This window comes from Nitrosomonas halophila, from assembly GCF_900107165.1.
Lineage (GTDB): Bacteria > Pseudomonadota > Gammaproteobacteria > Burkholderiales > Nitrosomonadaceae > Nitrosomonas > Nitrosomonas halophila.
Map to the genome: position 1 here is coordinate 21,173 of NZ_FNOY01000020.1, position 17,262 is coordinate 38,434.

17 protein-coding genes are annotated in these 17,262 nt (G+C 53.5%); 12 read left to right on the forward strand and 5 right to left on the reverse strand.

The window, feature by feature from the left end; translation table 11 throughout:
• Window positions 1-8: 8 nt before the first annotated feature.
• Window positions 9-767: a 16S rRNA (uracil(1498)-N(3))-methyltransferase gene (locus BLV85_RS06615; RefSeq protein ID WP_090413504.1), complete on the reverse strand. Its 759-nt coding sequence runs from the start codon at window positions 765-767 to the stop codon at window positions 9-11.
• A gap of 267 nt (window positions 768-1,034) precedes the next feature.
• Here BLV85_RS06615 and BLV85_RS06620 point away from each other — a divergent pair, with 267 nt between their 5' ends.
• The 11 genes from BLV85_RS06620 (at window position 1,035) to BLV85_RS06665 (ending at window position 12,411) form a co-directional block, all read left to right on the forward strand.
• Window positions 1,035-1,592 (forward strand): thioredoxin family protein, encoded by a 558-nt coding sequence (locus tag BLV85_RS06620; RefSeq protein ID WP_090413506.1) that lies wholly within the window; start codon window positions 1,035-1,037, stop codon window positions 1,590-1,592.
• A gap of 2 nt (window positions 1,593-1,594) precedes the next feature.
• Window positions 1,595-2,380, forward strand: coding sequence for an inositol monophosphatase family protein (locus tag BLV85_RS06625; protein WP_090413508.1), 786 nt, complete (start codon window positions 1,595-1,597; stop codon window positions 2,378-2,380).
• Between the two features lie 118 nt (window positions 2,381-2,498).
• Window positions 2,499-2,705, forward strand: coding sequence for a hypothetical protein (locus tag BLV85_RS15155; RefSeq protein WP_176973957.1), 207 nt, complete (start codon window positions 2,499-2,501; stop codon window positions 2,703-2,705).
• A 35-nt stretch (window positions 2,706-2,740) separates the two neighbouring features.
• On the forward strand, window positions 2,741-4,189 hold the full coding sequence (gene trkA, locus BLV85_RS06630) for a Trk system potassium transporter TrkA (RefSeq protein ID WP_090413510.1): 1,449 nt from the start codon (window positions 2,741-2,743) through the stop codon (window positions 4,187-4,189).
• A 12-nt stretch (window positions 4,190-4,201) separates the two neighbouring features.
• A complete protein-coding gene (locus tag BLV85_RS06635) occupies window positions 4,202-5,659 on the forward strand; it encodes a TrkH family potassium uptake protein (protein ID WP_090413512.1) in 1,458 nt (485 codons plus the stop codon).
• A gap of 284 nt (window positions 5,660-5,943) precedes the next feature.
• Complete coding sequence (locus tag BLV85_RS06640) at window positions 5,944-6,351, forward strand: response regulator (RefSeq protein ID WP_090413514.1); 408 nt, start codon at window positions 5,944-5,946, stop codon at window positions 6,349-6,351.
• Window positions 6,352-6,793: 442 nt separating this feature from the next.
• Window positions 6,794-7,342 (forward strand): chorismate--pyruvate lyase family protein, encoded by a 549-nt coding sequence (locus BLV85_RS06645; protein ID WP_090413516.1) that lies wholly within the window; start codon window positions 6,794-6,796, stop codon window positions 7,340-7,342.
• Between the two features lie 75 nt (window positions 7,343-7,417).
• The gene (gene ubiA / locus BLV85_RS06650) at window positions 7,418-8,290 is read left to right on the forward strand and encodes a 4-hydroxybenzoate octaprenyltransferase (RefSeq protein ID WP_090413517.1); all 873 of its coding nucleotides are present in this window, start codon (window positions 7,418-7,420) and stop codon (window positions 8,288-8,290) included.
• 171 nt (window positions 8,291-8,461) lie between these two features.
• On the forward strand, window positions 8,462-9,925 hold the full coding sequence (gene ubiD / locus BLV85_RS06655) for a 4-hydroxy-3-polyprenylbenzoate decarboxylase (RefSeq protein ID WP_090413519.1): 1,464 nt from the start codon (window positions 8,462-8,464) through the stop codon (window positions 9,923-9,925).
• Between the two features lie 15 nt (window positions 9,926-9,940).
• Window positions 9,941-10,666 (forward strand): M48 family metallopeptidase, encoded by a 726-nt coding sequence (locus tag BLV85_RS06660; protein ID WP_090413522.1) that lies wholly within the window; start codon window positions 9,941-9,943, stop codon window positions 10,664-10,666.
• Window positions 10,667-11,067: 401 nt separating this feature from the next.
• Complete coding sequence (locus BLV85_RS06665) at window positions 11,068-12,411, forward strand: hypothetical protein (protein ID WP_176973958.1); 1,344 nt, start codon at window positions 11,068-11,070, stop codon at window positions 12,409-12,411.
• A gap of 79 nt (window positions 12,412-12,490) precedes the next feature.
• Here the strand turns inward: BLV85_RS06665 and BLV85_RS06670 are convergent, their stop codons facing one another.
• From BLV85_RS06670 to BLV85_RS06690, 4 genes are all read right to left on the reverse strand, one after another.
• Window positions 12,491-13,102, reverse strand: a complete 612-nt coding sequence (locus BLV85_RS06670; protein ID WP_090413528.1) for a carbonic anhydrase — start codon at window positions 13,100-13,102, stop codon at window positions 12,491-12,493.
• A 117-nt stretch (window positions 13,103-13,219) separates the two neighbouring features.
• Window positions 13,220-14,491, reverse strand: a complete 1,272-nt coding sequence (locus BLV85_RS06675) for a YfiM family lipoprotein (protein WP_090413531.1) — start codon at window positions 14,489-14,491, stop codon at window positions 13,220-13,222.
• Window positions 14,492-14,844: 353 nt separating this feature from the next.
• Window positions 14,845-15,399, reverse strand: a complete 555-nt coding sequence (locus BLV85_RS06685) for a Slp family lipoprotein (RefSeq protein WP_090413538.1) — start codon at window positions 15,397-15,399, stop codon at window positions 14,845-14,847.
• A gap of 336 nt (window positions 15,400-15,735) precedes the next feature.
• A complete protein-coding gene (locus BLV85_RS06690; protein WP_090413540.1) occupies window positions 15,736-16,260 on the reverse strand; it encodes a Slp family lipoprotein in 525 nt (174 codons plus the stop codon).
• Between the two features lie 267 nt (window positions 16,261-16,527).
• Between BLV85_RS06690 and minC the strand changes: the two genes are divergently transcribed.
• On the forward strand, window positions 16,528-17,259 hold the full coding sequence (gene minC / locus BLV85_RS06695) for a septum site-determining protein MinC (protein ID WP_090413542.1): 732 nt from the start codon (window positions 16,528-16,530) through the stop codon (window positions 17,257-17,259).
• Window positions 17,260-17,262 lie beyond the last annotated feature (3 nt).

A 17,262-nucleotide genomic window follows, 5' to 3' on the forward strand; every position in this document is an offset into this window, starting at 1 on the left:
TGTGAGAATCAATAGTCGCCCCACAGGGTTTGGGCTGCGGCAATGGCTACCAGGGCCGCGCTTTCGGTGCGCAGGATGCGTTTGCCCAGTCGAATCGGCTCGAAACCGATCGTATGTGCTGCATCCATTTCTTCGCTGGTGAATCCCCCTTCCGGCCCCACCAGCAGGGCAAGACATTCATGGGGTTGAGGTGGAGGCAAGTCGGCCAGGCGATGATTGGCCGCTGGCGAGAGCATCAGGTGATGACGCGGTCGCTCGCCCGTTTCTGTCTGTTGGGCAAATTTCTGTTCGAACCACTGAGACAGTGACAGCAACGGCAACAATTCGGGAACACTGTTCCGGCCACACTGCTCACAGGCGGAAATGATGACCCGCTGCCAATGGCGCTGGCGTTTGTCGGCACGTTCACCGCTCAAGCGGACGACGCTGCGCCGTGTCGTCAGAGGTTGTATGCGGGTCACGCCTTGTTCGACTGCTTTCTGAATGATCCAATCCATTTTTTCGTTGGTGCAGATTGCCTGAGCCAACTCAATAAGCAAGTGGGATTCGCGCGTCACATCTGAAAAACGGTCGATCTGGACCAGGCATGCCGTTTTCCTGATCTGCGCCAAGTGGCCGGAGAATTCTCCGCCCTCGCCATTGAAAAGAATGACTGGATCACCCTGCTGCAAGCGCAGGACCTGTGTGGCATGATGGCTGGTATCACTGCGTAACATGACCAGCTCGCCCGGCTGCATGGGTTGAGGGTGGAAAAAGCGTGCTGTCATGCGGGATGGATGGTTTTAATAATGGGCGATCAAAAGTTTGTAAACATTTCCATGATAATATAACAAAGCTGGGAGGCTGTCCGAGAATAGCGATCGTAGCGAGGGCGAAGCTGGCTGAGCGGGATTTTTAGATCATTTGAGGCGAATAGTTGTTCTATTCAACGAAAAGGATCGAAAAATCCAGCCTGGCAGGTTCATCCGCAGTAGATCAGTCTATTTTCGGACAGTCTCCTAGAATCATTTAATGGAAAAGGAGTGATTGACGATATGGCGAGTCTGGAAACACCAGTTTGTAATTTTGGCTGGCAAGCAGTGGATTTCGATCTTCCTGGCGTGGATGGCAAACGCTATGACCTGGCTGCGGCACGCGGCGAGAATGGGCTCCTGGTGATGTTTATCTGCAACCACTGTCCTTACGTCAAAGCCATTCGGGACCGGATCATCCGCGATGTCAAGGAGCTTGCTGGACATGGAATTGGTACCATTGCCATCATGTCGAATGATCCGGCGGACTATCCGGAAGATTCGTTTGACAACATGGCCAAGATAGCCCAGCAATACGGGTACCCTTTCCCCTATGTCTGGGATGAAACGCAGGCCGTTGCCAAGGCATATGGCGCCGTGTGCACACCCGACTTCTTCGGTTTCAACAGCCAACTGGCATTGCAGTATCGCGGCCGGCTGGATGCTTCCCGCAAGGAAGCCGCACCAGCCGATGTGCGCCGCGATTTATTTGAAGCGATGGTGGAGGTGGCCAGGACTGGTCAGGGGCCTCGAGAGCAAATTCCCAGCATTGGCTGCTCGATCAAGTGGCGAGCCGATTGAGTATGCTGGAGCAAGTCATTGCAGCAGTGAAAGAGGTGGCGCACCAGGAAATCATGCCGCGTTACTTGCAGGTCGAGCGGATTTACAAGGAAGACGGCAGTTTTTACACCGAAGCCGACATGGCAGCGCAAACCAGTTTGCTGGAGAGGCTGCATAGGATTTGTCCTGCTGCCATGATCGGCGAGGAAATGACTGGATTGCAGCAGCACGAACAATGGGAAGCGGGTCAGGATGGCGTTTGGGCCATCGATCCCCTCGATGGCACTTCCAATTTCATGAATGGCCTGCCTTTTTTTGCCACCTCGGTTGCCTTGTTGCGTGAGGGCAGAAGTGTGCTGGGCGTGGTATATAACCCTGCCACTGACGAGCTGTTCTACGCGGAACGGGGTAAAGGCGCTTTTCTGAATGGAAAGCCGCTGCCGCTATCCAAGCGCAAAATTCCATTGCGCAATGCGATTGCCAATGTCGATTTCAAACGGCTGAATCGTAAGCTGGCCGAGGCGGTTGTGGCAGGACATCCCTATGCTTCCCAGCGTAATTTCGGTGCCTGCGCGCTTGAGTGGTGCTATACCGCTGCCGGCTATTTTGATTTGTATCTGCATGGCGGGCAAAAACCCTGGGATTATGCCGCCGGGTGCCTGATCCTCGAGGAAGCGGGTGGCCACCGGTGCGCATTGGATAAGGATGATTACTGGTCTGGTCAGCCGTGGCGCCGTTCAGTCATTGCGGCACTCGACCAAGAATTGTTCAACCAATGGCGTGATTGGGTGCGATCACATCAATCCTGATTCGTATTTCCTCCAGGCACCTTGTGTTGCAGGTCAGGCGTGATGACTGGCCGTTCATGAGCCTGGAAATCCCGGATGGGCGGGCTGAGCCACGTAACATGGCTGTATTGCCTGGCTCGTGTTTATATGGTTTACTGCGCGCTTTGTGGGCGTCGACATATCGTACCAGCAAACCGGTGCGCATTCCGTGCACCGGATCAGCGCTGCTTCCTTGCTTGATCATTGTGTATGGGGTACCGGGAATCGTTACGGCAGCCGTAACGATGGCAACGGTATGACTCGGCGTTTCCCTGGTTCGCTGGCGAAGGCAGGCGCCATGGTTTAAGGTTATTGCTATTACTCAAGGATTGGAGACTGGTATTGAAGATCATCATTCTGGGGGCGGGCCGGGTAGGTTCAACCGTGGCGGAGAGTCTGGTTGGCGAAGCCAATGATATTACCATGGTTGATCTGTCGGCGAGCAAACTGAGCCTGTTGCAGGATCGGATGGATTTGCGCACCGTGGCCGGAAATGCTTCTCATCCTGCTACCATGGGGCAGGCTGGTGCCGACGATGCCGACATGATCCTGGCGGTAACTGGCAGTGATGAAACCAATATGGTTGCCTGCAAGCTGGCGGCAAGTCTGTTCAACACCCCCACCAAAATTGCCCGGATCCGGGCTACTAATTATCTGGATCATCCCGAGATCTTTTCCAAGGAGAATTTTTGCGTTGATTTTGCGATTTGTCCTGAACAAATCCTGACCGGATATATTGAAAAACTGATCGAGTTTCCGGAAGCCCTGCAGGTGCTCGACTTCGCTTCTGGTAAGGTCAGCCTGGTGGCCGTCAAGGCCTTTTACGGCGGCCCGTTGGTTGGTCAGCAGCTGCAGGAATTGCGTCAGCATGTGCCGAATGTGGAGACCCGGGTAGCCGCCATCTTTCGTCGTGATCGTCCGATCATCCCCGAGGGCAGTACTGTGGTCGAGGCCGGGGACGAGGTCTTCTTCATCGCCTCTTCCCGTGATATCCGTATTGTCATGAGCGAATTGCGCAGCATGGACAAGCCTGCCAGGCGTGTGATGATCGCGGGCGGTGGCAAGGTCGGCAGGCGGCTGGCCGAGGCGCTGCAGCACAGTTATCAGGTGCGCATCATTGAATATAATGGCAAAACCTGTGAGTCGCTGGCGCAGGATTTGCACAATGTGCTGATATTGCATGGCGATGTCACCGACGAGGAATTGCTCGAAAGCGAGAACATCAGCGAGATGGATGTATTTTGCGCGCTGACCAATGACGATGAGAACAATATCATGGCAGCCCTGATGGCTAAGCGCATGGGCGCGCGCAAGGTGATTGCGCTCATCAATCGCGGCATCTACGTGGATCTGATGCAAAGCAGTGGGATCGATATTGCAATTTCGCCTGCGCAGGTGACCATCGGCTCATTGCTGGCCTATGTCCGGCAGGGGGATGTGGTCGTGGTGCACAGCTTGCGGCGAGGCGCTGCCGAAGCGCTGGAGCTGGTCGCGCATGGCGATGCCAGTTCGTCGAATGTGGTCGGCAAGAAAATCGAGGATATCAAGCTGCCCAAAGGGGCCACGATTGGCGCGATTGTCCGCGGTCTTCCGCCTGGCGACGCCTACCGCCAGGACTTGCCCGAGGAGGAGAAAAAGCATATCTCCGAACGATGGAATCAGGCCCAAGTGATTGTGGCGCATCATGACACGGTGATTGAACAGGATGATCACGTGATCATGTTTGTGGTCAACAAGAAAATGATCCGTCAGGTCGAGAAGCTGTTTCAGGTCAATGTGGCATTTTTGTAAGCAGCATCAGTTATGACTCATTTTCTTGCGGTCGCCAACGTATTGGGCAAGATGATTCTGGTCTTTGGCCTGACCATGCTGATCCCTTATGGCGTGGCCTATTGGCTGGAGGACGGCTCTCTGGACGTTTTTCGGGACGCATTGCTGATCACCCTGGGATGCGGTGCGGCCATTTGGCTGATGACCCGTCCTTTCAAGCGCGAATTACAGATCCGTGACGGTTTTCTGCTGGTGGTATTGGTTTGGCTGTCATTGCCGTTGTTTGGCATGTTGCCTTTTCTGGCGTATTTTCCGGAGCTGGGCATCGCCAAGTCATATTTCGAGGCGGCTTCCGGATTGACCGCGACCGGGGGAACGGTTCTGACCGGTCTTGATTCGCTGCCTCATGCCATCAATTTATGGCGTGGCCTCATGATCTGGCTGGGCGGGATGGGATTGATCGTCCTGGCGGTCGCGATTCTGCCGATGTTGGGGGTGGGTGGCAGACAGCTATTCAAGGCGGAGATTCCGGGCCCGATGAAAGAATCCAAGTTGACCCCGCGCATAGCCGAGACCGCCAAGGGTTTATGGCTGGTTTATGCCGCGCTGACGCTGCTTTGTATTATCGCCTACTGGTCAGCCGGGATGAGTGAGTTCGATGCGGTCATGCACGCCTTCACCACTTTGGGGCTGGGCGGATTTTCCTCGCATGATGCCAGCTATGGCTACTGGGATTCTCCACTGATCGAGGCGATCGCGATTGTGTTCATGCTGCTGGCGGGGATCAATTTCGCCACCCATTTCATGGTCTGGCGAACTAAAAGTTTTTCTTTTTACCGGGTTGATCCGGAAGCGAAGCTTTTTTTTCTGATCGTGCTTGGCAGTTGTGCGGGTCTGGCTGTTTACCTGTGGAGTGAGGGGGTTTACGAGGAGCCGCTGATGGCGTTGCGTTTTGCCGCCTTCAATGTGGTTTCGGTGGCTACAACCACTGGCTACAGTAATACTGATTACGCTGTCTGGCCCATTTTCGCACCGCTGTGGATGATGTTTCTGTCGGGTTTCAGCACCTCCTCGGGATCGACCGGCGGGGGGATCAAAATGATCAGGGTGCGGATACTCTACAAACAGTTTTTCCGGGAAATGATTACCATCATGCATCCGCGCGCGGTTTCTCCGGTCAAGATCGGACGCAACGTGATTTCCCACAAGATTATTTTTGCCGTTCTGGCCTATTTGTTCGTTTATGCAGCAAGCATGGTTTTGATGACTTTGACGCTGACTTTGAGCGGCTTGGATGGCATGACGGCTTTTTCGGCGGCAATTGCCTGCCTGAATAATCTTGGGCCAGGCATGGGCGAAATTGGCCCCGCTTCAACCTATGTTTCGTTGAACGATTTCCAGATTTGGTTGTGCAGTTTTGCCATGTTACTGGGCAGGCTCGAGTTTTATACATTGTTGATCGTTTTTACCATTGCCTTCTGGCGCAAGTAGGCAGCGGTGGCGGCCAGACCGCCGGAGAAAGTGGAAATTCCTGCGGCAGCTGGTGGCCAAGTGGTCAGCTTCCTAGTTCTGGAAGGAAGCTGCTGACAGCCCGTTGATGCAGCGCATGGCTGCCTTGCCATGCCGCGTCATATCCCTCTGCTTTGCGCGGATTCCGGCCTGCGTCTGTCTGAGGTTTTCTGGATTATGCGTTATCATAGGGCCATTGGCATCAACGAGAGGGTTTTTCGTTGTTCTGATAGAGAACTTGGCCAGGAAGGATGGCAGAGTGAGGGATGGCTGTGAGTGAATGCGATGATTTGGCGGGAATTAAAGTCTTGGTGGTCGATGACAGCAGCACTATCCGTCGAGACGCCGAAATTTTTCTTGGACAATCCGGTTGTGAGGCGATGCTTGCCACAGATGGGTTTGACGCGATGGCAAAGATCATCGATGGCCGACCCGACGTTATTTTTCTGGATAGCGTCATGCCGCGCTTGGATGGTTATCAGGCCTGCATGCTGATCAAGCGTCACCCAAAATACCGGTCAATCCCAATTGTGCTGCTTGCCGCCAAAAGCGGGTTGTTCGATCAGGCGCGTTGCAGAATCGTCGGCTCCGATGGTCACCTGGCCAAGCCGTTCAGCAAAGAGGCGTTGCTTGCCAGCGTAAGGCAGCACGCGCGACAGTGTAATCAATCTTAGGGCTCGTTAATGAATAACTTGGGCATACGTTGTTACGTATTCGGGAAAGATGCAAGGCGCGAGGCGAAGCCGAATGGTCGTTCCATTCGCAAGCCTCGCAACGCCGCAGATGCCCGAATACGCAACAACCCTTCGGGCTGGGGTCGCTTTTGGCGCATACCGGCGTTGCAAGCCACTGGTTGTGAATGACACAACGGTGTGTCTTGCGTCTTGGTCTGCGCCAAAAGCGACCCCAGCGTATGCTCAAGTTATTCATTAACGAGCCCTTAGAATGAATTCAAGCACAACAATTTATCCTCTCCATCATAGCAGCTTAGCCATGTCGACTAGCGGTCAAGCGGGGCTTCTGAAATCCTTTGTCATCGCAGATAACGCGCTGAATGCTTTTTTGTAGATCGAGTATGCTTCGGTCGATCTTTCCGTCTTTCAGGTTTTTAACGTAATGAAGGTCAATGCGCCCTCGGCATGGCACCCTGCGCCAGTGTGTGCGCCTGTCGATATCCGCTGGTGGTTGCGCCACCGCGATTCGCTGACGCGCCTGCTGCAAGCGCATAGTGAGCATTTCCGTGTCGAGCCGGTATTTCAAGCGCTGGCTGCCGCATGCATCGATGAACTGGCGATCATGAATCTGCGTTGGGGGGTGCGGGCACTGGTGCGAGAAGTGTACCTGCGCTGCGACGATATGCCGGTTGTCTTCGCGCATTCGGTGGTGAAACCGGCGCATTTGCAAGGCGCATGGCGCGGATTGAGCCGCCTGGGCAACCAGTCGCTCGGTACCATGCTGTTCACCAATCCGTTGATCCGCCGCACGCCCTTCGAGTATAAGCAACTGAAGCCACACCATCCGCTATTTGCACGGGCTTGCGAGCAGTTGTCTGATCGGCCGATGAGTCTGTGGGCCAGGCGTTCGCTGTTTACCCTGCAAGATCAGCCATTGCTCGTGACGGAGGTATTTTTGCCCGCGATTCGGCAACTGAGAGCTGCAGAATGAGTCTAGGACGCCTCCTGGGCATGCTCGATTCGCAGTTTGCTTGTTCCAATCACAGCCCATTTTTTAAAAATTATTATGACATTCAAAGAAAAATTATTTGCGTATTACCAACTGATTCGATTGGATAAACCGATTGGTATTTTGTTGTTGCTATGGCCGACGCTCTGGGCCTTGTGGCTGGCGGTTGATGGCTGGCCGGATTTGATGATACTGGCGATTTTTGTGCTGGGAACGGTCCTGATGCGCTCCGCAGGTTGTGCCATCAATGACTTTGCCGATCGGCACATTGATCCGCATGTCGCGCGTACCCGGCAGCGGCCGCTGGCAACCGGTCTGGTGCAACCGAAGGAAGCGTTGTGGGTGGCCGCTGGGTTGAGCTTATGCGCATTCCTGTTGATTCTGCCGCTCAATTGGCTCACGATCGGGCTATCCGTGTGCGCGCTGCTCCTGGCAGCTTCCTATCCTTTCACCAAGCGTTTCTTTGCCATGCCGCAAGCGTATCTCGGGTTGGCGTTCAGTATCGGAATGCCCATGGCGTTTGCCGCCCAGACCAATGCCGTACCGCCTATTGTCTGGTTGTTGATGCTGGCCAATCTCTGCTGGGTGATTGCTTACGACACACAATACGCGATGGCCGACCGGGAGGATGATCTCAAAATCGGCATCAAAACTTCCGCTATCACGCTGGGACGTTTCGATGTGGCAGGCATCGTGCTGTGTCACGTTGCTTTTGTCAGTATCCTGGTGTTTGCGGGCGGGCTCTTGCAGCGGGGGATTTTGTACTATGCCGCGCTGCTGGTCGTGCTGGGTTTGATCATTCATCAGTATCACCTGGTTCGCGAGCGAGAACCCGCCCGTTGCTTTCAAGCGTTTTTGCATAATAATTGGATCGGTGCGACGGTTTTTATCGGCATTTTGCTGGATACTCTATCCGGGATCGGCCGGTAAGTGGTGCTGCATGTGATTGTATTCTCACGCGCCATATCACAGCATGACGAGGGGGCGCTGGCTTGCGAGGACCGGCATTGGGCGATTCGGCCTGTCCCAAGTTATCCAGGCTTTTGCCGGACAGCCTCCTAGCTGTTCGTTGCGTTTTCCATTTAGATTATCTAACTATCCATGAAATATAAAGATTTACGCGATTTTCTGGCGCAGCTCGAACAGCGCGGAGAATTGAAGCGGGTCAAGACGGAAATCGACCCCCGCCTGGAAATGACTGAAATTTGTGACCGTCTGCTCAAGCAGGCGGGCCCCGCGGTACTGTTTGAACAGCCCACTCAGCACACGATCCCAGTCTTGGGCAATCTGTTCGGCACGCCCGAACGGGTCGCGCTGGGCATGGGCCAGACCTCTGTTGCCGCCTTGCGCGAAGTGGGCAAGTTGCTTGCCTATCTCAAGGAGCCCGATCCGCCGAAAGGTCTGCGCGATGCCTGGGACAAGCTGCCAGTGCTCAAGCAAGTGCTGAACATGGCGCCCAAACAGGTCTCTCATGCGCCCTGTCAGGAGGTGGTCTGGGAGGGGGAGGCCGTTGATTTGAGCCGCTTGCCCATCCAGACCTGTTGGCCGGATGATGCCGGGCCGCTGATTACCTGGGGGCTGACAGTGACCCGCGGTCCGCACAAGGCTCGTCAGAATCTGGGGATTTACCGCCAGCAGGTGATCGCGCCGAACAAAGTGATCATGCGCTGGCTGGCCCATCGGGGTGGTGCGCTGGATTTCCGTGATTTCTGCATGGTCCATCCCGGTAAACCCTATCCGGTTGCGGTCGCGTTGGGTGCGGACCCGGCTACGATTCTCGGTGCCGTGACACCGGTTCCGGATAGTCTGAGCGAATACCAGTTCGCCGGCCTGCTGCGCGGTGCGAGAACCGAGGTAACTCAGTGCCTGACACATGATCTGCAGGTCCCGGCAAGTGCCGAGATTGTGCTGGAGGGTTATATCCATCCTGAGGAAACCGCTGTGGAAGGGCCTTTCGGCGATCATACCGGCTACTATAATGAACAGGAAACCTTCCCTGTGTTCACGGTCGAACGCATGACCATGCGCCGCGACCCGATCTATCATTCCACCTATACCGGCAAACCGCCAGATGAGCCTGCCATCCTCGGTGTGGCGCTGAATGAAGTTTTCGTACCGTTGCTGCAGAGACAATTTACTGAAATTGTCGATTTCTACCTGCCGCCGGAAGGTTGTTCCTACCGGCTGGCAGTAGTGAGCATGAAAAAACAGTATGCTGGCCATGCCAAGCGTGTCATGTTCGGTGTCTGGAGTTTTCTGCGGCAGTTCATGTACACCAAGTTCATCATCGTGACAGATGACGATATCGATATCCGGGACTGGAAAGAAGTCATCTGGGCGATTACGACCCGGGTTGATCCCGCGCGGGATACTCTAATCGTCGAGAATACGCCGATCGATTATCTCGATTTTGCCAGCCCGGTTTCTGGCCTGGGGGGCAAAATGGGCCTGGATGCGACCAACAAATGGCCGGGCGAGACCGCGCGCGAATGGGGGCGGACGATTGAGATGGATGCACAGGTCAAGGCCAGAATCGATCGCATCTGGCAGCAGCTGCCGTTCTGACAGGCGGGCGCCGCAATGAGCTTTGCTGAACAGGCAGTCGTCAGCTATTTGAGCGTAACCGGCATGATGGTGGAGGTTGTGCGCAAGCCGATCAAGCACATGTATCTCTACCTTGATCCACCTGATGGACGGGTGCGGGCAGTGGTGCCATCGATAGCCAGCGATGAAGCCATTCGCATGATGGTCATCGGCAAGCTGGCATGGATCAAACGGCGGCAGGCAGCATTCACAACGCGGCCCGCTGTAAATGCACAGGCAATGGTAGACGGTGAGCGCCATCATTTTCTTGGGCAATGCTATGCGCTACGGGTGCATGAGCGGACGCGCCAGCATGGCGTTATATTGCGCAAGCCGGATCAGCTTGCGCTGTATGTCCGGCCGGGAGCTGGCAGAGAGCAGCGCAAACTGATTTTATTGCGCTGGTATCGGGCGCAACTGCAAGTATTGATTCCACCACTGCTGGCCAAGTGGCAGGCTGCGGTAGGGGTACAGGTCGCGGAATGGCGGATCAAACACATGCGAACCCGATGGGGAAGCTGCAACCCCACCGCCAGGCGCATTTGGTTGAGTCTCGAGCTTGCTAAAAAATCCATCGCATGTATCGAATATGTGCTCGTTCATGAGCTGGTCCATTTTCACGAACGGCGGCATAATTCACGTTTTAAAGCGTTGATGCGTCAGTATCTTCCCGACTGGCGGCAAAGGGATATCTTATTGAATCGATCTATCTATTTGGAATGAGAGTCACCGACCTTAGCAGGCAGCTCACCGGGCCGGATGTCACTGACTGATTTGAGTTTGACCAGTTCTGGCTGTTAACGAGTCCTTGGTGTTGAAATAAAACAACAGATTGTCGAGCAATTCTGCGCGGAATGCTAAAATAGTGCGCCATTTTAGATACAAGTGACCTAAAACTGATCATGACGCGCGCAGTTGAAGCGCTGAGTGGAGTAAGGTGGCCATTTGTACCGGGGTTACGTGGCGTCGAATGTCTTGAGGGCGGGTTTCAGGATTGTCAGGATCGGAGAATTTTATAAAATCGGCCAACCTGGATATTGTAGTCGGATTGTGGGTATTTTCACAGCTGAGCATTTTTAAATGAATTTTCGGAGTGGATGAAGATGACAGACTATTGCCAAAATATGCAACACCATTTTTTGCGGTTTGCCTTGTTTTCCAGTCTGATGCTTGTTGCGCAATTGGGGCTGGCCGAACAGGATCGGAATTCAGCTACGCATTCTGCCATCAGTTTTCCCAATGAACAGGCGCTGCCCTATCTTGATCGGGATGCCAAAGTGTATCGTACGCCACGCGCTGGCGAAGGCTTCAGAACCGAGATTTTTGGCGAAGAAATCGTGGTCGAGAGCCGTGACCGGCGATCAGTCGATGCCTGGATGCTGGGGCTGCAATACAATATGCATGAACCGGATGACCGGACTATATTTCCGATCGGTAGCCTCTATTTCTGGCGTCAGCCAAAAGAAAGCCAGTTGTTTTATGCAAATGTTGCCGGTGTCTATAACGATATCTTTTACGGCGAGCAATTGCCCGACTGGGGGAATTATCAATATGCGCTCGCATTCCGCAACTTTACACCGCCTGCGCCGTTAAGCGAGATAGTCGATGGCAAGCGGGTCCGTGATGAAGAAATGTACTGGGGGCGCTTGCAGTGGAGTGCAGGTATCGGGTATCGAGAACAGATTTCGCCTGGCTACAATGACAACATATTTATGGTCAATCTCTATTTTGAGCCAGGCTTTCTCTATTTCAAAAGAAGTCGCAAAGCAGCTGATAATTTAGTGACACCCAGTGATACGGTAGAGCTCGGTACACGGCTGGAGATTAAATACGATGCGCTGGAGCGGAATGTGCTTTGGCTGGCGCATCAGGGTTTTGCTACCGGTGCCAACTTTGTTTATGGTCATCGTTTGAATTGGCGCGACTGGGGGCTGGATGGCATCCAGCACAGGGCGGGCAATACCCGCGATCATGTCAGATTCGATGCCTATGCGCTGGCGGCGGGTGGAGTGCCGTTCATAGACAGCGACCGGCATCGCCTGCTGGGTACCGTCCATGTTGGCACTGGCAACAACCTGGATCGTTTCTCGGCACAAAGGATCGGTGGCGGGGTGAATCCGATGGGCTGGGATTTTTCGTCGACTGGCATTCCGGTATTGCCCGGTGCTTCGGTCTGGGAGTTTTATCCTGAGCACTACCTGATTGCCAATACGGAATACCGCTGGGAGCCAATTTTTTTCAGTTATCTGAGTTTGCATGGTACGCTTGCATGGCTCGATCCAGTGCGCAACGTCGATGGCGAATTCAAGCGCAAGGATACGTTCTACAGCGCAGTCGGGGGGCGTGTGGCCACCGGCTTTCTGGGGGATTCCATGCTGGTTGTGGATATGACGCATAATCTCAACGTGATCAGAGACAATAAACGGGGCGGCACCGATATTACCTTTTTTGTGGTCAAGGAATTTTAATCCAGCAATATCAGGGGGGCGATTCTGACTGATAAGGGCTGATTCCAGTTTGCGTTGTATGGTCAGCTGCTTGATTGGATCAGTACGCCGATTCTATTTCGTCTGGTTGGGTCGCTTCTTGTCCTATGGATGTATCCAGGATGACTTCTACTTCACCTTTCAAATCCATCAGCAATGTTTCAACTTCAATCTGAGGATACTTCTCATTGATCATTTTTTTGAGATGCATGAGATTGGTGGTGTGCACAGCCGTTTCTTTCTCCACATCCGAGGAATAATCCTCACCCAGCAGCATTTTGTAGGCACCGCAATCACGATGATCCATTACGATAACGGTATGGATGTCATGCAGTGTGACCGAAAGATCCAGGTGGTCCCAGAAGGTTCTGGTCCATGCAGGATATTTCTCGGTGATTGCGCCCAGCGAGGCACCCGCCAGCACGATGTGGTCATAATTATGATATAGGCCTTTGCGCAGCATATAGCGTTCAATTTCATCCATTAAACGATAATCCATGCAGCTTAACAGCAAAGTTTTCGCTTTGCCGCTGGCATGCGCTTGCCGGACGCCCGTTGGGACTGTGAACAGGCTGACGCCAGCGCCTAATGTTGCCAAATGGAGCAGTTTTCTGCGCTGCTTGCCAGAAGGGGTCAAATTTTCGTTACGATGCGCGCAATGATGTTTTTTCATTTTGGGAAAGTGTGATTTTGGCGGCTAATGTTAGTGGTTTTTCCACTCAATTATCAACCTCTTTATGAGTGGGGTCTTGTATATCTGCTAGCATGCCGTTTTGGACCGGGCATGGATTCAGTGCAGCAATCTCAGTGAAGCCACACGTCGCTCTATTTTGTCCATCATTTCAATATATTGCGGGCTGCCTATGCCCCCGAAGTGTGTTCTGAAGGTGCTCTCAGACATATGTTCGGGCAGATCCGACCAATAGGGGATGAGATCGGTATCCTCTATCCCCGACAGTATTTTGTTGCGCATGGCCTGTGCTGCAGTTGGGTTAGCCAGTATTTTCTCGGCAAAACGGGTACCCGAACGGTTGGCGGCGATATCGTTGAATGAGAATCCGCTGCCGGAGCGGGCATCTTCCAGTTCCTTGTAGAGGCCAATTGCATCGGACAAGATGGTGTCCGTATAGGCGGTAATTGCGGCAGAAGCCATGAAGTGCATGGCAAAATCTGCCCGTCCATCCAGCGTGACTCGGATTCTGACGGGATTGGGCCAGCTGGCTGTCTCTGGGATGACTGATCTGAGTGGAAACTGCAGCACATGGAACGCGGCCACCAATACTGCGGCACGGACCTCTTCTACAATATTCGTTGATGCGGTGTGGCGGACGGTTTCCTGCATGAGGGCCGTCAGCAGTTCGGAAAGCGGCATCGACTGTCCTGCCTGATGACGGTTGCGCTCATTCAGGAAATGATGATAGCGGAACAACCGATCCAGCTGTTGTTGATTGAAAAGCGGGGCGCTCAGTGAAGAATAAGCGGATTGATCGGTTCTCCAGCCTTCCCAGTAGTATGTGATGGCGATGCCATTGCGGGAGATTTGTAATTTTCGGAAGGCTTCCAGCGCTGCGCGGACATCCGGGCTGCTTTTTTGTAACCGGGTCAGAAGCTGTGATATCAGCAGGTCGGCAAGCGCATCCGGTACGGGCAATTGGCCAATCTGCACCGATTTCAGCATGGGGCGGCCATTGGCTGCTGCCACAACTGCCTGAACATTGAGAAAACTGCGGGTATTCCCTACCGGCACGGGCAGACTCAATTGGATCAGTGCGCTTTGATCCTGTACGGTTGTCCTGGCGCGTCCCTGCGCGAAATGATGTGCCAGATAATTGAGGGCGATATCCAGATCATCTGGCTGAAATTTGGCTGTTACTGACTTGCCCGCATGGACCTGATAGCGATGCGTATCAAGCAGCTGCTTGGCGCGTGCAATATGTTCTGGTGTGACGAGAATTTCTCTTTCGATTCGGGGCTGCTGCTCGATCGCAAAGTAGGCCAGGGCGATGCTGGCTGCAGTAAAAGCCAGGATGAGGATTGTGAATGAGTTTAAGAGCTTCCACATAAGTCGTTAACGATATTTGCTGCGGGCATGGGGTGAGCGATCGCGCTGCGCTGCGCTGATAGTGCGGGATGCTTGGCAATGGGCGATGCAGCGCCTCTTGATTATGTATATCTCGCTGAGTTCGAAAAAAGCTATTGTGGGTGTTTGGCATTTTTTTCACAGGGCAGTACAGTTTGCGCTGGCATCTGATGGATACCGGAGTCAGCATTCCGGGTGACAGTGGTTATACGGCTGGGTTAGGAGGCTCATACTATCAGCATTTGGGCCTGGCTTGTATTAGTTCCTTGCCGGTGCGGGTTGTGTGACGCTGGATGTGCAATTGAGCGGCAATCTGACAGTGACTCAACTGATGCCTACCACCAATACCCATAGGGGCCATAAAAGCCCCGGTAAAAGAAAGGATGGCCATAATAACCGAAGTAGGGATAGGGGGGTGGATAGCGATATCTTTGATCCCCAACATAGCGTCTTCCCCGATAATCCTTGGGCCATAGATAAATCGCGGCAGCAGACACCAGCGGAATGCGTATGATCTTGTTGCCGACCATCCGTTCGATTTCCCCTTTCAAGGTACCTGTAACCGTGATTTCTGCATCTTCGGTAAAGATCGCCGGATCCACGAATTCACTGGTCTCAACGGCGAACCGGCCATCGCTGGTTTGGTTGATTTGGGGGTAACCGTTGCGATCCAGCGGGTAAAAAAGCACCTGTACAAGACTGGAATCCGTTTCGTTCTCCACGTCGATAACCGTGCCGCCCCAGCGTAGCGGGGTATCCTTGTAGGCATCGATATCCTGACTGACAAGCTGATAAGGAATATCCATTGCTGGGAAATCTTTGATGGCTGGCGGCATGCTGGTGCATGCAGCGAGCCATATCAGGCAGAACAAAAGCAAGTAGGATTTCATGCTTTCCTCCAAGGTGGGTGGCGCCAATTAAATTGGCCGAGTAGTCATGCGGCCGATCCGCTTCATCCATTCATCCAGTACGGATGTAGAGCGCGCGTGCGCACAGACACACTAAGTGATTATTTTAGATGGTACTTAAAAACTTGCCCTGCAGGCATCGACACTCGGCAGCCATTCTGTGTGCAAGGTTTGACAATCAATCTCAAGCTTAATTCTTGCGCGAGTATGCCCCAAGGGAATTTGCGCATTGGCGAAACCGTAGCAGATGTCTCTTGATTGATGCCATGATTCGAAATTGTCCTGACAACCAGGCTGCCGAAACTGCCAGTTGGGCGATCACCACCAATAGCCGTAAGGGCCGCAATAGCCGCCAAAATAGGGATCCGGAACATAGCGGAAGATGGCCTCATCGTAATATCTTCTTCCCCGGTATGCCTTTGGCCATAGGCAAATCGCCTCTGCCTCGATGAGCGGCATACGTACGGGTTTATGTCCAACCAGGCGTTCGATTTCGCCTTTTACCGATCCGGCAACAGTGATTTCCGCATCCTTGACAAAAATTGCCGGATCCAGAAACTTGCTGGTTTCGATCGCAAACCGCCCCTGGCTGGGTTCATCGGTTTGCGGATAGCCATTGGCATCGAGCGGATAGAAAAGCACTTGCATGAGACTGGAATCGATTTCGTTCTCCACATCGATAACGGTGCCGCCCCAGCGCAGTTGGGTGTCTATGTAGGTATCGCTTGCCTGGCTGATGAGTGTATAAGGGGCGGGCTCTGCAGGAAAATCCCGGATTCTCGGTGAGGGGCCGGAGCAGGCGCCGAGCAGGATCAAGCAGAGTAAAAGTGAATGGGATTTCATGCTTTCCTCCTTGACTGGCAGATAGGTGAAGCATACTTAATTTCATGCTGTCAGGCAGCAATTTTTCTGCATTATTTGCAAGCATCGCGGCGTGCGTTATGCTATCAACTGCACTGCAAGCATTTTGCCCGATTCTTGGTTAAAGCAGTTTATTCCATTGGATGGAAAGGTATAATGACGGCTTTTATTTCAAACGCGGGACCTTGATCCCACTTTTCCATACATACCCGCATGATTGATTCTGCGGACAGCTCAGAGTCTTGTCACATGGATGGTTTGCAATCTTCCGTATTGGAATTCAGGAGCAGTACTTTCTTTGCACCAGTTCTGGTTTTATACAGCAATGACATGCATGCAATCGCCCTGCACCTACAGGAAAAAATTGCCAGTGCGCCCGATTTCTTCAAAAGTTCTCCGGTATTGTTCGATTTGACCGAATTGAACGAGCACGGCCAGGAAATCGATGTCGCGGCACTGATAGCGCTGCTGCGGCAATCAGGGTTGTGCCCTGTGGGTATCCGGGGCGGCAACGATGCCCAGGCGCGCTTGGCTTTGGCATCGTCGATTCCGGTGGATTCTGGCCGCAGTAGTGGCAGTGCGCGACTGGAGCTGAGCAACGCGCCTGCTGCCATGCCCGAGATCCAGGCCATGGTTGTCAAAGAGGTGTCACATGCGCCAGCCATGCTTGTTACCCAGCCAGTGCGTTCGGGCCAGCGGATCTACGCTGGCGGCGACCTGGTGATTCTGTCGCAAGTCAGTGCCGGAGCGGAGATCATGGCGGAGGGCAACATTCATGTTTACAACACCCTCAGAGGGCGGGCGCTGGCGGGTGTGCAGGGCAATACCGCCGCACGCCTTTTTTGTCTCGATTTGCAGGCTGAGCTCGTTTCGATTGCCGGGGTTTACAAGACAAGCGAAGATTTGAAGGCAAGTATCAAAAAAAAGCCGCTGCAAGTTTATTTGCAGGACCAAGCGTTGATTGTTGAGGAACTCAATTAAAAA

What these genes read in the sequence shown, in the direction of transcription:
- BLV85_RS06615 (WP_090413504.1), bottom strand. Translation starts at nt 767, where the DNA reads ATGACAGCACGCTTTTTCCACCCTCAACCCATGCAGCCGGGCGAGCTG.
- BLV85_RS06620 (WP_090413506.1), top strand. Translation starts at nt 1,035, where the DNA reads ATGGCGAGTCTGGAAACACCAGTTTGTAATTTTGGCTGGCAAGCAGTG.
- BLV85_RS06625 (WP_090413508.1), top strand. Translation starts at nt 1,595, where the DNA reads ATGCTGGAGCAAGTCATTGCAGCAGTGAAAGAGGTGGCGCACCAGGAA.
- BLV85_RS06635 (WP_090413512.1), top strand. Translation starts at nt 4,202, where the DNA reads ATGACTCATTTTCTTGCGGTCGCCAACGTATTGGGCAAGATGATTCTG.
- BLV85_RS06640 (WP_090413514.1), top strand. Translation starts at nt 5,944, where the DNA reads ATGGCTGTGAGTGAATGCGATGATTTGGCGGGAATTAAAGTCTTGGTG.
- BLV85_RS06645 (WP_090413516.1), top strand. Translation starts at nt 6,794, where the DNA reads ATGAAGGTCAATGCGCCCTCGGCATGGCACCCTGCGCCAGTGTGTGCG.
- ubiA (WP_090413517.1), top strand. Translation starts at nt 7,418, where the DNA reads ATGACATTCAAAGAAAAATTATTTGCGTATTACCAACTGATTCGATTG.
- ubiD (WP_090413519.1), top strand. Translation starts at nt 8,462, where the DNA reads ATGAAATATAAAGATTTACGCGATTTTCTGGCGCAGCTCGAACAGCGC.
- BLV85_RS06660 (WP_090413522.1), top strand. Translation starts at nt 9,941, where the DNA reads ATGAGCTTTGCTGAACAGGCAGTCGTCAGCTATTTGAGCGTAACCGGC.
- BLV85_RS06665 (WP_176973958.1), top strand. Translation starts at nt 11,068, where the DNA reads ATGCAACACCATTTTTTGCGGTTTGCCTTGTTTTCCAGTCTGATGCTT.
- BLV85_RS06670 (WP_090413528.1), bottom strand. Translation starts at nt 13,102, where the DNA reads ATGAAAAAACATCATTGCGCGCATCGTAACGAAAATTTGACCCCTTCT.
- BLV85_RS06675 (WP_090413531.1), bottom strand. Translation starts at nt 14,491, where the DNA reads ATGTGGAAGCTCTTAAACTCATTCACAATCCTCATCCTGGCTTTTACT.
- BLV85_RS06685 (WP_090413538.1), bottom strand. Translation starts at nt 15,399, where the DNA reads ATGAAATCCTACTTGCTTTTGTTCTGCCTGATATGGCTCGCTGCATGC.
- BLV85_RS06690 (WP_090413540.1), bottom strand. Translation starts at nt 16,260, where the DNA reads ATGAAATCCCATTCACTTTTACTCTGCTTGATCCTGCTCGGCGCCTGC.
- minC (WP_090413542.1), top strand. Translation starts at nt 16,528, where the DNA reads ATGGATGGTTTGCAATCTTCCGTATTGGAATTCAGGAGCAGTACTTTC.